The organism is Promicromonospora sp. NPDC050880, from assembly GCF_044456525.1.
In the GTDB taxonomy this organism is placed as follows: Bacteria; Actinomycetota; Actinomycetes; order Actinomycetales; family Cellulomonadaceae; genus Promicromonospora.
Window position 1 is genome coordinate 43,114 of the sequence record NZ_JBITFV010000021.1, and the last position, 17,340, is coordinate 60,453.

A 17,340-nucleotide genomic window follows, 5' to 3' on the forward strand; every position below is an offset into this window, starting at 1 on the left:
GTCGGGTAGGGCTGTGGCAGTGTTGCATGAGTGGGCATGTGCCCACTAGCGTGGGCGCATGCCCACTTCCAACGTACCCGACGGCGTTCGCGGCTCCCACCTGCACCGTGGCGCTGCCGAAGGGTTCGGCGCCGATGCCGACCGGTACGACCGCTCGCGTCCCGTCACGCCGCGCGCGGTCGCGGACGCGGTTCTCGGCTACCTCGCCGGCGACGCCCGGCTCGGGGAGGCGGCACCCGCCGGGTCGTCCGGGCCGGACGGCACCGATGTCGCGGCCGGATCGACCGGAGGCGACGGCCCGCCCGCGCCCGTCCGCCTGCTCGACGTCGGCATGGGCACCGGCCTGTCCACCCTGCCGTTCCAGGCGGCGGGCGCCGAGGTGCTCGGCGTCGAGGCCGACGAACGCATGGCGGCCGTCGCACGGGGGCGCGGCCTGGACGTCGAGGTGGCGCGGTTCGAGGACTGGGACCCGGCCGGACGCCGGTTCGACGCCGTCGTCTCCGGCATGACCTGGCACTGGGTGGACCCCGTCGCAGGTGCTGCCCAGGCCGCCCGCGTGCTGCGCGACCAGGGCGTGCTCGCGCTGTTCTGGCACGCCGCCGACCTGCCGCTCACGCTCCGCACGGCGCTGCACGCCCTGTACTCCCGCGAGATGGCGGGGACCCCGGGAGCGGGTATGTACGCCCCGGGGATCATGGCGGCGGACGGCTACGAGGCGATGCTTGATCGCGCCGAGGCGGGCCTGTCCGAGGCGGGCGGGTTCGGCCGGCCGCAGCGGTGGCGGCACGTCTGGGAACGCCGGTACACCGTCGAGGAGTGGCTCGACCAGGTCCCGACGTCGGGCGGGTTCGGCCTGCTGCCCGCCCACGTGCAGCAGGCCGTCCTGGACGGCGTGCGGTCCGCCCTGGAGCACGACGAGGCCGTGACCGGCGGCGCGTTCACCGTGCGCCACACCACCGTCCTGCTGGCGGTCCGCCGCACACGCTGACCCTCCTGGCGTCCGGCTCAACGGTCCGCGCCCTCCGTCCGTTACGAGCGGCGGAAGAGGGGAGACCACCATGGTCCAGTGGGAGGCCGAGCTCACGGAGCTCGTGACGCGGCGCGGCGGCGCGCTGGTGGGGTACGCGTACTCGTTGACGCGGGACAAGCCGCAGGCCGAGGACCTGGTGCAGGACGCGCTGGTCAAGGTCTACTCCCGCCTGCGCCGGCCGCCGCGCCCCGGCGAGGCCCGGCTCGACCTCGGCGGGTCGGGCACGCGCAGCGCCGAGGGGTACGTGCGGAGCGCGATCCTCACCCTCTACCTGGACGGGTACCGCCGGCGGAACCACTGGACCGGACTCAAGCACCTCCTGGCCGACGACGCCCGCTCGCCCGGGGCGGACCGTGTCGCCACGGCCCGGGTGGACGTCGGCGTCGCGCTGCGGCGGCTGTCCCCGCGCCAGCGCGAGGTCGTGACCCTGCGGTTCTTCGAGGACCTCACGGTGCCGCAGATCGCGACGGTGCTCGGGACCAGCCCGGGCACCGTCAAGCGCCACCTGTTCGACGCGACCGCCGTGCTGCGCGAGGCCCTGGCCGAGGTCGTCGTCCCGGCCGTCGAGACGGACCTGGGTGAGCGGCTGGGGGTGGTGAGCGGCGCGGTACGCCGCCGTCGGGCGGCGAAGGTGGGCGCCGTGGCCGGGGCGTCCCTGGTGCTGGCGGCGCTGCTGGCGTTCGCGGCGGCCTGGGGCCCGGGGCGGTTCCTGTCCGAGCCCGTACCGCCGGCCACGCCGAGCCCGGACGCGGCGGTCGGCGGAGGCTGGGTGCCGACCGGCTGGAGGGAACGGGGCGTGCAGTTCCACTGCGGCATGGAGGTCACCACCCTGGTGTCGTCGTCCGACGTGGTGGAGCTGGAGATCACCGGGGACGTCTCGGTGGTGGACGACGTCGAGGGCGACGGGTCCCACCTGGAGGCGCCGATCCGGATCACGCGGTCCGGTGCCGAGGGGCTCCCCGCTGCCGGTGGGGTTCCCCGCCTGGTCTTCGCGCGGGACGGTCAGGTGGTCGATATCGGTCCTGGCTGGAGCGAGGGTGGGTACGGGCTGCCCGACGCCGGCGCTTCCACGGACGCCGTCGCCGAGGCAGGCCCGTCGTCGGCCTGCGACAGGTGGACGACGGACGGCGTCACGGGTCGGGAGTCGTACCGGGACCAACGGCCGGCCGGAACCTACGACGTCTACGCGGTGACGTGGTGGGACGAGTATGCGGCCAACGGCGAGTCGCACGGCGGCGGCCTGGCGGTCAGCGAGCCCGTCACGATGGAGGTTCCCGCAGTCCCGCCGAACGACGAGCTGCCGCTCACCGTCGACATCCGCGACGGCTACCAGCCGCCCTGGCTGGAGGGCACGGGCCTGACGTGCGGGGCCTACGCATCCGCGATCCCGGGCGCCTTGCAGGACATCAACGAGCAGACGGGCCTCGACGTGAACGTTGATCTCACATATCAGAGCGCCACCATGCACTTCCAAGAGGCGACAGGTGAGCCGTTCGAGGCGACGCGTACCCCGTTCACGACCGTCTGGTTGAGCCAGGGCCGGGTCGTCGCTGTCGGGGCCGACGTCTGGTCCGAGCAGGTGGAGCCGCTGCGGGTGAACGCGGGAGGTACGACGTCGATCACCGTGCCGATCGGTCAGCCTGACCCGACATGTCTCGCCGACCCCGGCTCAGGACTGCCGGAGGGCACCTACGACATGTTCGTGCTGGCTGAGCTCGACCCGGGAACGGGTGGCGAGCGGCTTTTCGTGACCGTGCGGTCCGACGGCAATCGGTACCGCCCTTGAACGGCCCACACCGCAGGAGCGACGAAACTGCAGCGCCCACAGACCATACTGCGGCGGGACCATCGGCCAAACTGCAGCACACGCCCGAGGATCGGTTTCGCGGTGCCGATCAGTGCTCCCACGAGGTCCGGCATCATCGTTCTCGTGTCCCCGGCCGTCAGAAGGTATGAGCACGGAGAGGGGGCGTCACCGATGGCGCAGTGGGAGAGCGAGCTCGAGGAGCTCATGGCACGGCGGAGCCGCGCACTGGTGGGTTACGCGTACTCGCTGACGCGGGACCGCGCACAGGCCGAGGACCTGGTGCAGGACGCACTGGTGAAGGTCTTCTCGCGACTGCGGCGGCCACGGGAGCTGGCCGGGGGCGGGCAGGTCGTCGACCTGGACCAGGACCAGCCCCGGCTCACGAACGCGGAGGCCTACGTGCGGCGCACCATGCTGACCATCTATCTGGACGGCTACCGCCGGAGCACGAGCTGGACCGGCATCAAGCACCTGCTCGCCGACGAGGAGCGAGCGCCCGCGGCCGACCGCGTCGCGACGGCGCGGGTCGACGTCGGGGTGGCGCTCGCCCGGCTGTCGCCCCGGCAGCGGGAGTCGGTGGTGCTGCGGTTCTTCGAGGACATGACGGTGCCGCAGATCGCGCAGACCCTCGGCACGAGCCCCGGCACCATCAAGCGGCACCTGTCGAACGCGATGGAGGTGCTGCGCGGGTCGCTCGCGGAGCTGCCGGTGCCCGAGATGGACACGGCCCTGGACGAGCGGCTCGGCGCCGTGGCGGGGGCGGTGCGGCGGCGTCGTGCGGTCAAGGTGGGTGCGCTCGGTGGTGCCGCGACGGTGCTGGCGGGACTCCTGGCGGTCGCGGCGCTCTGGGGGCCGGCACGGTTCCTGTCGGAGCCCGTGCTCCCGGCGAAGAGCCCGGACACGTCGACCGCGGCCGTCGGCGGGTGGGCGCCGAGCCAGTGGACCGAGCACGGCCCCGGGTACCGGTGCGGCATGGAGGTGACGGAGCTGACGTCGACGTCCGACACGGTGGTGCTGGAGCTGACCGGGGGCCTGGAGACCGGCGAGTACGGCCTGACCGCTCCGGTCCGGATCACCCGGACCGACACCGAGGGCCCTGCGCTCGACGGTGGCTACCCCATGCTGGTCTTCGCGCAGGACGGCCAGGTGGTCGACCTCGGGGCCGGCTGGCACGAGGGCGGGTACGTGCTGCCCGACGCCGGTGGGTCGGCAAACGCCCTCGCCGAGGCCTCCGCGGCCACGGCGTGCGGCGACTGGACGGTCGGCACCATCGCGGAGACCTTCCTCGACGCGCGTCCGGCCGGCACCTACGACGTCTACGCGGTCATGCCGTGGAGCGACCCCGACGGCACGAGCGGGATGGCCGTCAGCGAGCCCGTCAGGATGGAGGTCCCGGAGCTCGACGTGCCGGCCGAGGAGCCGCTGACCGTGGACATCCGCGACGGCTACCAGCCCGGCTGGCTGGCGGGCACCGACCTGGAGTGCGGCGCCCACGCGTCGGCGATCCCGGCCGGGCCGCGCGTGTCCTGGGTGCGGGACGACGTGGAGATGTCGGCGGAGGCGGTCGGCGACTCCCTCGCACCGTCCGAGCTGACGGTCACGTTCACCGAGACCGAGGGCGAGACCGTCGACACCACGCGCACACCGGTCACGCTGGTCTGGTTGAGCGCGGGGCGGGTGGTCGGCGTCGGGCAGGACGTCTGGTCCGCACCGGAGGAACGGCTCCGCGTCGGCGCGCACGGCGAGACCTCGGTCGTCGTGCCGGTCGAGCCCGACCTGACCTGTCTCACCGATCCCGGTGCCGGCCTGCCCGACGGGCCGTACACCCTGTACGCGGTGACCGAGCTGGATCCCGGCTCGGACGGTGAGCGGCAGTTCCTCGCGGTGGAGGCCTACGCCGACTACGTCGTCGGGGAGTGACCAACGAAATCCCCGACCTGCGCGTCACGGGGTGTGTGGAGACGATGACAGCACACACGCACGCGGGGGGTGGGTATGGCGGCATGGGAAGGCGAGCTCGATGAGCTCATGCGAAACCGGGGCGGCGCCCTGGTCCGCTACGCCTACATGCTCTCCGGCGACCGCGCGCTCGCCGAGGACCTGGTCCAGGACGCCCTGGTGAAGGTGTACTCGCGGCTGCGCCGCCCCGGCCGGGGCGGCGCGGTGGGCGTGGCGGCGGGCAGCCGGGCGCACGACCTGGACTCCCCGTTCACCAACGTGGAGGGGTACGTGCGGCGCGCGATCCTCACCATCTACCTGGACGGCTACCGCAAGCGGCAGCGCTGGGCCGGGATCAAGCACCTGCTGGCCGACGACCCCAGCACCCGCGGTGCGGACCAGGCGGCCACGGCGAAGGCCGACGTGATGAGCGCACTCGCCCGGCTCGGGGCCCGGGAGCGCGCCTGCGTGGTGCTGCGCTACTTCGAGGACATGACGGTGCCGCAGATCGCCGAGGCCCTGGGCACCGCCCAGGGCACCGTCAAGCGGTACCTGTCCGACGCGACCAAGAACCTGCAGGAGATCCTGCGCCCCGATGACTTCCGACCTGCCGAGGGGAGGGCCGCCCGATGAGCCACGACGACCTGAACAACGACTTCCTGAGCGGCGCGCTCCGGGGGGCGGCCGACGCGATGCCCGGTGGGGAGGCGGACGACCTGCATGTCTCGTTCGGAGTGGTGCGTGACCGCGTACGACGCCGCCGGGCCGTCAAGGTCGGCAGCCTCGCCGGTGCCAGCCTGGTGGTGGCGGGGGTGCTCGCGTTCGGCGTGACGCAGTCGCCCGTGTGGAACACGTCGGAGCCGGTGCTGCCGGGGGACCCGACCCGGGTCTCGACGCCGGACGGTTCGGCGAACCCGACCCAGGCGCCGGACCCCGCGCCGAGCGGGCCGGCCGCGACGAGCGTGATCGAGGACGGGTACCAACCGTCGTGGATCCGGGACCTCGGTGCGGGGCTGGAGTGCGGCATGCCCGTGGAGGACCTGCGGACGACGGCGACCGGGTGGTCGGTGGCGTCGGCGGGGGACATCTACGCCCGGACATCAGACTTCGGCGGCGAGGCGGTGCCGACCTGGCACATGGGCGCGACGGTCGAGGGCGGTTCGCTCGGCGTCTCACCGGTCCTGGTGTGGAGCCAGGACGGCGTGGTGGTGGACCTGGGGACGAACGTGTTCGAGGGAACCGTCCCGGGCGACCCGCTGCTCGGCGCCGGGAACGGGGCCGTCGAGGCACAGAGCGGCGCGTACACGATGTGCGCGCCCTCGGACGGCCCCGCGGGGGACCTCTTCGAGACCTCGCTGCCCGAGGGCGACTACGAGGTCCGGGTCCTCGCCTTCCCCGAGGTCACCCCGGGCCAGTGGGCGACGGCGGTGAGCGAGCCGGTGGACGTTCGTCTCGACGCCGACGGCGCACACACCGCGACGGGTACGCGCGGCGGCCCGGCGACCATCGAGCCGCCGGAGCCCGCCGAGGGCGAGCTGTCGCGGTTCGTGCTCGACCGCAGCACGGACTGGGTCACGGCGGACATGACCTGGACCGGGTACGTGACCGTCGGTGTACCGCGGATCACCGCCGAGTGCGAGAGCACGAACCCGGCGGACGTGGTCCGGTACGAGGTCACGCAGGCGTCGGCCGCGGAGCCGATCGCGTCCGGCACGGTGCCCTGCGACGGCACCACGTTCGAGTCGGAGGACGTCGTCGGCGGTGGCGAGGAGTCGTACGACATCCGCCTCACGAGCGTGCCGGACGGCGTCGCCCGCTTCTGGGCGACCCTCGCCCCGGGAACCGGCGGCGAGGCGGCGGGCGACTGCTCCGCCAGCGGCATGACCCTGCGGTACGACCTGGCGAGCGCGCCGAGCCAGGCCGTCGGGGCCACTGCGCAGACCATCGTGGACGCCGCGCTGGCGTGCGACTCCGACCAGCTCGTCGAGCTGGCGAACCAGCACGGCACGGAGCTCATGTTCGGCACCGAGACGGCGGAGCAGACCTTCGCCCTGCCTGACGACACGCAGCACTACCGGACGCTGGTCGCCCTGCTGGCCGGTACGACCGGCGCGGTCGACGCCGAGACCGGCGTCGTGCGGTGGCCGCGTGTCGTGAGCGACGAGTTCCGTGACGACGACGCGGCCTGGGACGAGGTCGTGGCCGCCGGCCTGGCCACCCAGGAGCAGGCCGACGAGCAACGCGCCGACGAGACGTTCGGCTACACGGGCATGACCATCGCCATCGACCCGGACGGTACCTGGAGCTACTACTCCGCCGACGAGTAGCACTCCGCGCCGGCACCGTGCCAGACGCCCAGGTCACCTCGGTGACCTGGGCGTTTGTCATGCGCCGGTCGAAGAACGAGCAGCCGGCACCCCAACGACGGGCCCGGGTGGAGCGTCATGGGGGATGAAGGCAGGAACGGCGACGACGAACGGAGACCTGCGATGTATCAGTACGACGAACACCTCGGCGAGGCCGGGACCGCTCAGACCGTGACGGCGACGAGCCGGCAAGCGCGCCGCCGTCGGACCGCGAGGTTGGGCGGGATGAGCGGTGGCGCGATCGCCCTGGCGGGCGTGCTCGCGTTCGGTGCCGCCCAGCTCGCGGCACCGGACCAGGCGGACGCCGCCGCGCCGTCGGCCGCCACCGACGTGCCGATCCTGGACGGCTACCAGCCCTCCTGGCTCGACTGGACCGATCTGACCTGCGGGATGTCCGACGCCGACCTGCGCTCGTCGGCGCGCGGCTGGTCCGCCCGGGCCGCCGGTGACGTCTACGGCCGCACGTCCGACTTCGGTGGCGACCCGACCACGTCGTGGAGCATGGCGGCGAAGGTGCGCGAGGGGCGGGGCTCGCTCGACGTCACGCCCGTGCTGGTGTGGAGCCAGGACGGCGTGGTCGTGGACCTGGGGCCGAACGTCTTCGACGGGCCCGGTCCGCAGTCCGAGCCGCTGCTCGGCGCGGCGCGGGGCGCCATCGAGGCCCAGGCCGCTGCGTACAGCACCTGCGTGCCGACGGAGACGGAGACGGGCGACCGCTTCCAGACCCCGCTGCCCGAGGGGGACTACGAGGTACGGGTGGTCGCCTTCCCGGAGACGCGGTCCGGCCGGTGGGACACCGTGGTGAGCAAGCCGGTGCCGGTCCGCATCGACGCCGACGGCGCGCACAGCCCGGTCGGTGATCGCGGCGGCGACGCGGCGACCGCTCCCGTGGACCAGCTCGACGGCGAGATCACGCGCTTCGACCTCGACCGGTCCACCGAGTGGGTCACCGCGGGGCAGACGCAGCGCGGCTACTCGTCCGACACCCCGATGCGGATCGAGGGCATCTGTGAGAGCTCCGACCCGGAGGACCTGCTCCCGGTCGAGGTCGTGCTGCCTTCGACCGGTGAGGTGCTGGCGTCCACGCAGGTCACCTGCGACGGGTTCGAGGCCGGCTCGGAGGTCGGCGTCCTGGCGGGCGGCGAGGAGGTCGTGGACCTGCGGCTGCCGCGCGTGCCCGACGGCGTCGCACGCGCCTCGTTCACCCTCGCGTCGGCCACGCCCGGCGGCCCGGCCGGTGAGTGCTCGGCGACCGGCATGACACCGCTCTACCCGGACGGCAACGCGCCGACCGAGGGTGCGGCGGCGGCTGCGGCGTCGATCGTGACCGCCGCGCTCGACTGCGACTCCGAGGCACTGGTCGCGCTGGCGGCGGACTCGGGCACCGAGCTCATGTTCGGCACCGAGACCCCGGAGCAGACGTTCGTCCTGCCCGAGGCCGAAGGTGTGGAGCACTACCGGAGCCTGGTTGCGCTGCTGGGCAGCACCCGGCCCGCCGTCGCGGGCGGGGACCCGGCCAACCAGACCGTCGTCTGGCCGCGCGTCGCCACCCAGGAGTTCCGTGACTCCGACGAGGCGTGGCAGGAGGTCGTGGACGCCGGCATCCTCACCCAGGAGCAGGCCGACGCCCAGCGTGCCGACGAGACGTTCGGCTACACCGGCATGGTGGTGGGCATCGCCGAGAACGGGACGTGGCGGTACTACTCCTCCACCGACTGATCCCGCAACCATGCGCCGGACGCCCAGGTCACCCGCGTGACCTGGGCGTCCGGCACGTCTGGTAGCTCGCCAGGATCCGGTCGCTGCGGCGTCGCCCCCACCGGTCGAGCCGCGCCCGGCCGCGAGCGCCGCGTCCCCGCACGCGGTACCGCCACGTGTTGAGCGGCACCAGGTACGCGTGCGCCCACGGCGGGCGCAACGGCAGTCCGAGCTCGCGCATGCTGCGCACCCCGAGGAACGCCGTGAGCATCGACAGCAGCCGCTCCCGCTCGTACCCGGCCCGCCACGGCTGCCACCAGACGGGACCGGGGTAGGTGCGGTCGGCCTGGGCGGCGACGAGGGCCTGGGCGAGGAGCGGCCCGGCGTCGGACACCCCGGCCTGTGCGAGCAGCACGTGATGGTTGAGGCGGTGCCGCGCCCACTCGTCGTCGACGAGGAAGTCGGGGTGCACGCCGAGCAGGTGCCCCACCCACTTCCACAGGTGCATGAGGGCCCGGCTGTCCGAGGGCGGGACGGGTACCCCGAGCGCCCGGCAGCCGAGGACGACGGTGCCGTCGAACAGCCCGAGCGTCGCGGCCTGGTCGGCCTGGTTGACCGGGAGGCCCCAGCGGGCCGTGTCCCAGGGGCGAGCGGCCGGTCCGGGCGATGCGTCGTCGCCCGTGAACGACGCGCCGACCAGCGCGTGCATCACCCGCACCCGCACGGTGGCCTGCCACGCCGGACCGCCGACCCGCAGCGCTCCGGGCTCCGACAGACCGACCGTCCACTCCTGCGTGTCCGCGAGGCGGCGCAGGGTGTCGCCGGTCAGGGCCCCGGTCGCCACCAACAGGTCCGTCGGCCCGCCGAACCGGTACCCGCCCACGAGCGAGAGCTGCAGCAGCACGTCCGCGGCGTTCTGCCCGAGCCGGCGCAGCACGGCGGCGCCCTCGTCCATGAGGTCCCAGTCCACCCAGTCGGGCACGGCGGTGACCGCGGCGAGGAAGCTCTGCAGCACCGTCGGCCGTTGGTCTGCTGGGTCTGCTGGGTCTGCTGGGTCTGCTGGGTCTGCTGGGCTTGCTGGGCTTGCTGGGCTTGCTGGGCTTGCTGGGTCTGCTGGGGGCGTGTTCTGGGCTCCGGGTTCGGTCACCTGCTGCGCACGCGCGTCGAGTTCGGTGGGGGGGGGGGGGGGGGGGGCCCCCGGGGGGCCCCCCCCCGGGCCCCCCCCCCCCACCCCCCCCGGGGGGGGGGGCCCCCCCCCCCCCCCCCCGCGCGGCGCGGCGGGGGGCCCCCCCCCCCCCCCCCCCCCCCCCCCCCCCCCCCCCCCCCCCCCCCCCCCCCACCCCGCGCCGGGGATCGTGCAACCGACCGAACTCGCGCCGGGGATCGTGCAACCGACCGAACTCGCGCTGGGGATCGTGCAGGGGACCGGTCTCGCGCTGGGGATCGTGCAGGGGACCGAACTCGCGCCGGGGATCGTGCAACCGACCGAACTCGCGCTGGGGATCGTGCAGGGGACCGGTCTCGCGCCGGGGATCGTGCAAGGAACCGATCTCGCTCCCGGCACCGTGCACAGGACCGATCCGGGCATCACGCAACGGACCGACCACGGCGTCAAGGTCCGGGTGCGCCAGGGAAGCGGTCAGCTGTGCGCGAGTCACCCGGTCCGGATCGCCCGGAGGGAGCCGCATCGCGGCGGCGAGCGCGGCGCCGGCGTCGTCCTGCTCGAAGAACGCGCGGCCGATCCGGTCCAGGAGCGCCTCGTCCACGCCGCGCACGCGGCCGAGCAGGCGCAGCGGCCGGCCGATGCGCCTGCCGCGGGCCTCGGCGGAGCGGAACCGTCGCGGGTAGGCGCTGTTGTCCACATGGTTGTCCACAGCGTCGGCCATGCCACCATCCTGAACCGTCCGGCCGCGGCAAGAACATGGACATCTGGAGACCGATACCCCACAACCTCCCGGCGGCCTGGTTCGTCGACACGGTCAAGACGGCAGGAAGGAGCCGGCAATGGGCTGGCACGAAGAGCTGGAGATGCTCGCCATGCAGCGCGGCGGTGTGCTCGTCGGGTACGCCTACACGCTGTGCGGCGACGTCCGGCAGGCCGAGGACCTGGTGCAGGAGGCGCTGGGTGCGGTACTGCTCCCGCCTGGTACGGCCGGGCGGGCGCCGAGGCCGGAGCACGCCGGGCATGCGCACGGTGCCGCTGGACGAGGCCGGGGACAGGCCGGTGGTCCACGCGGAGGCGTACGTGCGACGCATGGTGCTGAACCTCTACCTGGACGGCTGGCGCCGCAGGAAGAGGTGGGCCGACATCGAGCCCCGGATCGCGGTGGACGACCACGTGCGGTTCCCGGACTCGGGCATCACCGCCCGGGCGGACGTGGTGCAGGCGCTCGCCCGGCTCTCGCCGCGGCAGCGCGCGTGCGTGGTGCTGCGCTACTTCGAGGACATGTCCATCGACCAGGTGGCGGAACGGCTCGGGAACGCCCCGGGCACCGTCAAGCGCCACCTCCATGACGCGCTGAACGTCCTGCGGGACGTGCTGGAACCGGCCGGGGTGCTCCCGGCGGAGAGGACAGGACGATGAACCGGCACGACGACGGACCCGACCACGGCTGGGTGGACCCCGAGGGCGCGGACCTGCTGAGCCGGACGCTCGGTGCCATGGCCGGCGGGGTGGACCCCGCGTCGCCGACCGGGCCGGCGGCCGTGGTGCCCGCGATGAGCAGCCGGGTGCGGCGGCGTCGGACGGCGAAGCTCGGCGGCCTGGGCGGCGGCGCCCTCGCCCTGGCGGGCGCCCTGGTGCTCGGGGCGGCGCAGCTCGCGCCGCCGGACGCGGCCGAGGTTCCGCCCGCCACGCAGGACTTCGAGGTGCAGGAGGGCTACCAGCCGCCGTGGCTCGGCTGGAGCGACCTGACGTGCGGCATGCCGGTGGCCGACCTGGAGAGCACGGCGCCGGGGTGGTCCGTGGCCCCGGCCGGTGACATCTACGCGCACTCGGCGGAGCTCCGGGGCGATTCGTCGCGTGCCTGGGGCATGGCGGCCACGTACGAGGAGGGGGAGGGCTCGCTCGACGCCCCGCCCGTCCTGGTGTGGAGCAAGGACGGCGTGGTGCTGGACCTCGGGCCGGACGTCTTCGAGGGATGGGACGGGCAGGCGGAGCCGCTCCTCGGCACGGGCCCGGACGCCGTCACCGCCGTGGGCAGCTCGATGACCACGTGCGTCCCGGGCTCGTACGGCGGAGACCTGCAGCACGAGACACCTCTGCCCCACGGCGACTACGAGGTGCGGGTGGTCGCGTTCCCGCAGGTCGCCTCCGGCAGCCGGGCCACCGTGGTGAGCGACCCGGTACCGGTGCGTCTCGACGCCGCCGGTGCGCACAGCCCCGGCGAACCACACCCGGGTGGGTCGGCGGTCGAGTTCCCGGAACCCGCGCAGGGACAGGTCTCGCGGTTCGAGCTGGACCGCAGCACCGACTGGTTCACCGCCGACATGACGCAGCGTGACTTCTCGTCGGACACCCCGATGCGGGTCATCGGCCGGTGCGCCGGCTCGGACCCCGAGACGGTCGTCCTGGTCGAGCTGATCCTGCCCTCCACCGGGGAGGTGCTCGAGGGCACCTCGATCACCTGCGACGGGGACGAGGCCGGGTCGGCGGTCGGGGCACTGTCCGAGCACCGGAGCGGGGAGACCATCGACATCCGGGTGTCGAACGTGTCCGACGACGTCGCCCGGCTGTGGATCTCGCTCGAACCCGAGACGCCGGTCGCCGAGGCCGCGGGGCCCGAGTGCTCGGCGCGCGGGTTCGAGCCGCAGTTCGTCCGGGGGAGCTCGGTGACGGGGAGCACCGCCGGAACCGCCGGCAGCATCGTGATCGCGGCGATGGACTGCGACTCCGACGCACTGGCCGAGCTGGCGAGCGGGTACGGGACGGAGCTGATGTCCGGTGCCGAGACCCCCGAGCAGGCGTTCGCACTGCCCGAGGCAGACCCGGAGCGGTACCGCCGGCTGGCCGCCGTCCTGACCGACACGGCGGCCGTGCTCCTCGACGAGGGCACGCCCGACGCGACCGTCGTCTGGCCCCGGGTCGCCACCGAGGAGTTCCGCGACTCCGACGATGCCTGGGCCGAAGTGGTCGCCGCGGGCCTGCTCACGCCCGACGAGGCCGAGGCCCAGCGGGCGGACGGCTACCAGGGCCCGCAGGTCGGCATGAACATGGACGGCGACTGGCTGTACTTCACGACGGGCGGCTGACCGTGCAGGACGCTCAGACCACCCGGTGGCCTGAGCGTCCTGCACGGCAACAGATAATGGGCGGCATGACGGACCAGAACCCCACCTCCGCCCAGTCGCCGTCCGCGTCCCAGGTTCCCGAGGCGGCCCGTCGCCACACCGAGGACCTGGGCACGTTCGTGACGGCGTCGCCGTCGTCGTACCACGCGGCCGCCGAGGCGGCCCGGCGCGCCGAGGCGGCGGGCTTCACCCGCCTCACGGAGGACGCCGCGTGGGACGTGGCCCCGGGCGGGCGCTACGTGGTGGTGCGGGACGGTTCCGTCATCGCCTTCACCGTGCCCGACGCCGCGGGTCCCGCCACCCCCTTCACCATCCTGGGCGCCCACACCGACTCCACGGGCTTCAAGCTCAAGCCGAAGCCGACCACCCACGGGCCGGGCGGCTGGTGGCAGGTGGGCGTCGAGGTGTACGGCGGGCCGCTGCTGAACTCCTGGCTCGACCGCGAGCTGGAGCTCGCCGGCCGGCTCGTCACGCTCGACGGCACCGAGCACCTGGTCCGCACCGGACCGATGCTGCGCATCCCCCAGCTCGCGATCCACCTGGACCGTGGCGTCAACGACAACGGCCTCACGCTCGACCGGCAGCGGCACACCCAGCCCGTGTGGGGCCTCGGGGACACGGAGAGCGCCGACGTGCTGGCGGCGCTCGCGGCCGACGCCGGCATCGACCCGGCGACGGTCGGCGGGTACGACGTGGTGCTGGCCGAGACGCAGCCGGCCCGGGCCTTCGGCGCCGGTCAGGCGCTGTTCGCGTCGGCCCGCCTGGACAACCTGCTGTCCACGCACGCGGGGCTCACGGCGCTGCTGGCCCGGGCCGCCTCGGGGGCATCCGGGACCGGCGTCGAGATGTTCGCGGCCTTCGACCACGAGGAGATCGGCAGCGCGTCGCGCTCGGGGGCGGCGGGGCCGTTCCTGCAGGACGTGCTGGTCCGCGTCTCGACCGCGCTGGGGGCGGGGCCCCAGGAGCAGGCGCAGGCGTTCGCGGCGTCGCTGCACGTGTCGTCCGACGTCGGGCACGCGGTGCACCCGAACTACGCCGAGCGGCACGACCCCGCCAACCGCCCGGTGGCCGGGGGTGGCCCGATCCTCAAGATCAACGCCGGCCAGCGCTACGCGACGGATGCGCACGGCGCGGCGGTGTGGGCGGCCGCCTGTGCGACGGCCGGCGTGCCCACCCAGGAGTTCGTCTCCAACAACGCGGTGCCGTGCGGATCGACGATCGGACCGATCTCGGCGACCCGTCTGGGCATCCGAACCGTGGACGTCGGGGTACCAATTTTGTCGATGCACTCGGCGCGCGAGCTCACCGCGGTGGTCGATCCGTGGTACCTCACGCGGGCGATGGAGGCCGTCCTCGCCCGGTGACGGCGTCGAATCCTCCCGGATCGGGGGAGAACCGGGTTAATCGGAGCGACCTGCGCTTTCGCTGGTTTCCGTTGGTTCTGTCCAGGTATACATTGGGTGCAATACGGACATGAGTTGGACGTTTGTCCAAGAAACAATCCGCCTGACCTGCGAAAACTCTCCAGCGAAGGTGGGCATCAGCATGGAAGAAAATACCTAGTACCGTCCGGATGCATGGACCTCGGGAGGGTGATACCACTGTGGTCATCCGAGCCGAGAACTCGGCAAAAGAGAAATGCCGGACCCTCAGGAGCCCCCGTTGCCTCGTGCCACCGTTCGCACTTGCGCCCGATGCGGCTGTGTTCTCAGCCGTTACAACTCCGAAGCTCGCTGCGCCGCGTGCCGGCGCACCGAGTCCGTTCCCGTGGTCTCGCTGCCCAGCGTGCCCACCCGTGTCTGGCAGGACGAAGCCGTCCGGTCAGCCCTCGCCGACTGGGACTTCGGTCAGGTCAGCCGGATGGTGCGCCAGCTCGTCCCGCTGCGCCAGGAGGACGTCGCGGCCCTGACCGGGCTGAGCCAGTCCTACCTGTCGATGCTGGAGTGCGGTGACCGCCGCCTCACCGACGTCTCGCGAGTGGTCCAGTTCCTCACGGGGCTGGGTACACCGCCGGACCTGGTGCGGCTGCCGCTGCCGGGCATCAGCCCGGCGCCCGACGCCGCCCCCGCGCGTGCCGTCGCGTCCGGGCCGGTCACCGCCCCGCCGGTGTCGGTGACGCCGACGGCGCCCGACCCCGTCCTGCCGTGGACGGCGGACCGGATGCTGAGCGCGCTCCGTCTCGCCCACACCGCCGACACCGGTGCGGACCGCCCGGCGGCCGACGCCAACGGCCCCGTGACCGCCACGGCGACGAGCGAGGTCGCGGCGAACGAGACGCCGCGTCCGGCGTCGGGCATCGCGCTCAACTCGATGATCCAGCGCTGGGACGCCGAGCAGGCCGAGCCGCTGCGCCGCGCCTCGGCCGGCACCCGGGTGTCGCTCGAGCTGTGCGGGCACCTGCAGGGCACGCTCGACGAGCTGCGGGTCATGGACAAGGGCTCGGGCAGCGGGGCGGTGGCCGACCTGGCCCGCGCCCATCTCGCCCTGGTGGTCCGGGTGCTGGAGCGCAGCACGTACGACGAGGTGACGGGCCGCAAGCTGGCCGCCGTCGCCGCCGACACCGCCACCCAGGCGGGCTGGTTCGCGTTCGACGCGGGGCGGCCGGACGCAGCGCGTGCCTACATGCTCGCCGGCCTGCGCGCGGCGCACGCCGCGGCCGACGACCGGCTCGGCGCGGGGGCCCTGTCGTACCTCGCGATCCACGGCTACTCCAGCGGCGACCCGCGCGACGCCGTGCGCGCCGCCGAGGCGGGCCGGCGCCGGATCGCCCGGCTCGACGCGCCCCACCTGGCGGCGACGCTGCTCACCCGGCAGGCGCGCGGCCACGCCGCCGCCGGCGAGGGCGAGGCGGCGCGCCGGGCCCTCGGTGAGGCGTCCGAGCTGTGCGCCCGTGGCCGCGGCGAGGACGACCCGCACTGGCTGTACTGGATGAACGAGGGCGAGATCCACGGCCAGTCCGGGTCGGCGCACCTCGCCCTCGGCAACACGGCACGTGCGGTCGAGAGCTTCGGCCACGCGATCCACGCGGAGCGCTCGGGCGAGCGTCGCACGCACGGCCTGTTCCTGAGCCGTGCCGCCCAGGCGCACGCCCGGGCAGGCGACCTCGACGCGGCCTGTGCCGTGGGCGAGGAGGCCGTCGCCATCGCGGAGACGGTGCAGTCGGCCCGTCTCCGCGAGCACCTGCGGGACCTGTCGGCGGACCTCCGTCGTGGTGGCTCCACCCGGCGGTCGGGTACCGGGACGCGCGTGCTGACCGAGCGGATCGCGGCAATCGCGTCGTGACCGTGCGGGCCACCCCCCGCGGTGCGTCCCGGGCCGGTGGGGCCAAGGCCCTCGTGCTCTGGGACATCGACCGGACGCTGGTCTACGTGGGCGAGGTGGATCGGACGGCCTACCGGGAGGCGTTCGCCGAGGTCGTGGGACGACCCGCCGAACGCCTCCCCGCCAAGGGCACCGGCGTCACGATGCCGCTCGCGATCCGCGGCCTCCTGGAGGACAACGGCGTGAGCGGGGCCCGGGCGGACGAGCTCCTGCCCCGCATGCTGGAGGCCGTGCCGCGCCGGTTCGAGGCGCACACGGAGGACGTCCGCCGGCTCGGCACCGTGCTCCCGGGGGCGATGCAGGCCCTCAAGGCAGTCGCCGCCGAGCCCGACCTCGTGGCGACGGTGGTGACTGGGAACCTCCGGGCGAACGCCCTGATCAAGCTCCGCGTCTTCGGCATGGACCGGTACGTGGACGCCGAGGTGGGCGGGTACTCGTCCGACGACGCGCACCGGCCGGCCCTCGTCGCGGTCGCACAGCGCCGCGCCCGCGACCGGTACGCCACGAGCTTCGACGCCACCACGACGGTGGTCGTGGGCGACTCCCTGGAGGACGTGCGCACCGGGGTCGAGGGCGGGGCGCGGGTGATCGCCGTGGCCTCGGGCACCACCCCGGCGGACCGGCTCGCCGAGGCGGGCGCCGACGTCGTGCTGCCGGACCTCACGGACGCGGCGCGTCTGCTCCAGGAGATCCGGGCGCTCACGGGGTGCACCGAGCCCGGGTGAGCCCCGCCGGACACCCGGTGGATGCAACCGGATCGAGGTGCGGGACGGACCGTTCGACGACATAGTGACTGCCGTCACATGTGGGTAGACTCTGCTTCTTCCCGCCATCGACGTTGCCGGCGGGGCGTATCAGCCTTGTGCTGGTCATGGGGGTACACACATTTC

Annotated in this window: 12 protein-coding genes; 11 read left to right on the forward strand and 1 reads right to left on the reverse strand. The window is 73.8% G+C overall.

Annotation, left to right across the window (positions count from 1 at the left end):
• Positions 1-58 precede the first annotated feature (58 nt).
• The 6 genes from ACIBBF_RS23185 (at position 59) to ACIBBF_RS23210 (ending at position 8,860) form a co-directional block, all read left to right on the forward strand.
• A complete protein-coding gene (locus ACIBBF_RS23185) occupies positions 59-988 on the forward strand; it encodes a class I SAM-dependent methyltransferase (protein WP_397418131.1) in 930 nt (309 codons plus the stop codon).
• Between the two features lie 70 nt (positions 989-1,058).
• Entirely contained in the window at positions 1,059-2,816 is a 1,758-nt protein-coding gene (locus ACIBBF_RS23190; protein WP_397418133.1) for an RNA polymerase sigma factor, read from the forward strand.
• 192 nt (positions 2,817-3,008) lie between these two features.
• A complete protein-coding gene (locus ACIBBF_RS23195) occupies positions 3,009-4,757 on the forward strand; it encodes an RNA polymerase sigma factor (RefSeq protein ID WP_397418135.1) in 1,749 nt (582 codons plus the stop codon).
• Between the two features lie 108 nt (positions 4,758-4,865).
• The gene (locus ACIBBF_RS23200) at positions 4,866-5,408 is read left to right on the forward strand and encodes a sigma-70 family RNA polymerase sigma factor (protein ID WP_397418137.1); all 543 of its coding nucleotides are present in this window, start codon (positions 4,866-4,868) and stop codon (positions 5,406-5,408) included.
• The gene (locus ACIBBF_RS23205) at positions 5,405-7,102 is read left to right on the forward strand and encodes a hypothetical protein (RefSeq protein ID WP_397418139.1); all 1,698 of its coding nucleotides are present in this window, start codon (positions 5,405-5,407) and stop codon (positions 7,100-7,102) included. The genes ACIBBF_RS23200 and ACIBBF_RS23205 overlap by 4 nt, the downstream gene beginning before the upstream one ends.
• Before the next feature lie 264 nt (positions 7,103-7,366).
• A complete protein-coding gene (locus tag ACIBBF_RS23210; RefSeq protein ID WP_397418141.1) occupies positions 7,367-8,860 on the forward strand; it encodes a hypothetical protein in 1,494 nt (497 codons plus the stop codon).
• 28 nt (positions 8,861-8,888) lie between these two features.
• On the opposite strand, the gene ACIBBF_RS23215 is transcribed toward ACIBBF_RS23210, so the two are convergent.
• A complete protein-coding gene (locus ACIBBF_RS23215; RefSeq protein WP_397418143.1) occupies positions 8,889-9,854 on the reverse strand; it encodes an oxygenase MpaB family protein in 966 nt (321 codons plus the stop codon).
• Positions 9,855-11,024: 1,170 nt separating this feature from the next.
• On the opposite strand from ACIBBF_RS23215, the gene ACIBBF_RS23220 reads away from it, so the two are divergent.
• The 5 genes from ACIBBF_RS23220 (at position 11,025) to ACIBBF_RS23240 (ending at position 17,175) form a co-directional block, all read left to right on the forward strand.
• Positions 11,025-11,423, forward strand: a complete 399-nt coding sequence (locus ACIBBF_RS23220; protein WP_397418145.1) for a sigma-70 family RNA polymerase sigma factor — start codon at positions 11,025-11,027, stop codon at positions 11,421-11,423.
• On the forward strand, positions 11,420-13,090 hold the full coding sequence (locus ACIBBF_RS23225) for a hypothetical protein (protein ID WP_397418147.1): 1,671 nt from the start codon (positions 11,420-11,422) through the stop codon (positions 13,088-13,090). The genes ACIBBF_RS23220 and ACIBBF_RS23225 overlap by 4 nt, the downstream gene beginning before the upstream one ends.
• Positions 13,091-13,155: 65 nt before the next feature.
• Positions 13,156-14,493 carry a M18 family aminopeptidase gene (locus ACIBBF_RS23230; RefSeq protein WP_397418149.1) on the forward strand — a complete coding sequence of 446 codons (1,338 nt, stop codon included), beginning with the start codon at positions 13,156-13,158 and terminating at the stop codon, positions 14,491-14,493.
• Positions 14,494-14,914: 421 nt separating this feature from the next.
• Positions 14,915-16,411: a helix-turn-helix domain-containing protein gene (locus ACIBBF_RS23235; RefSeq protein WP_397418151.1), complete on the forward strand. Its 1,497-nt coding sequence runs from the start codon at positions 14,915-14,917 to the stop codon at positions 16,409-16,411.
• A gap of 2 nt (positions 16,412-16,413) precedes the next feature.
• A complete protein-coding gene (locus tag ACIBBF_RS23240) occupies positions 16,414-17,175 on the forward strand; it encodes an HAD family hydrolase (RefSeq protein ID WP_397418153.1) in 762 nt (253 codons plus the stop codon).
• The last annotated feature ends 165 nt before the right edge of the window (positions 17,176-17,340 follow it).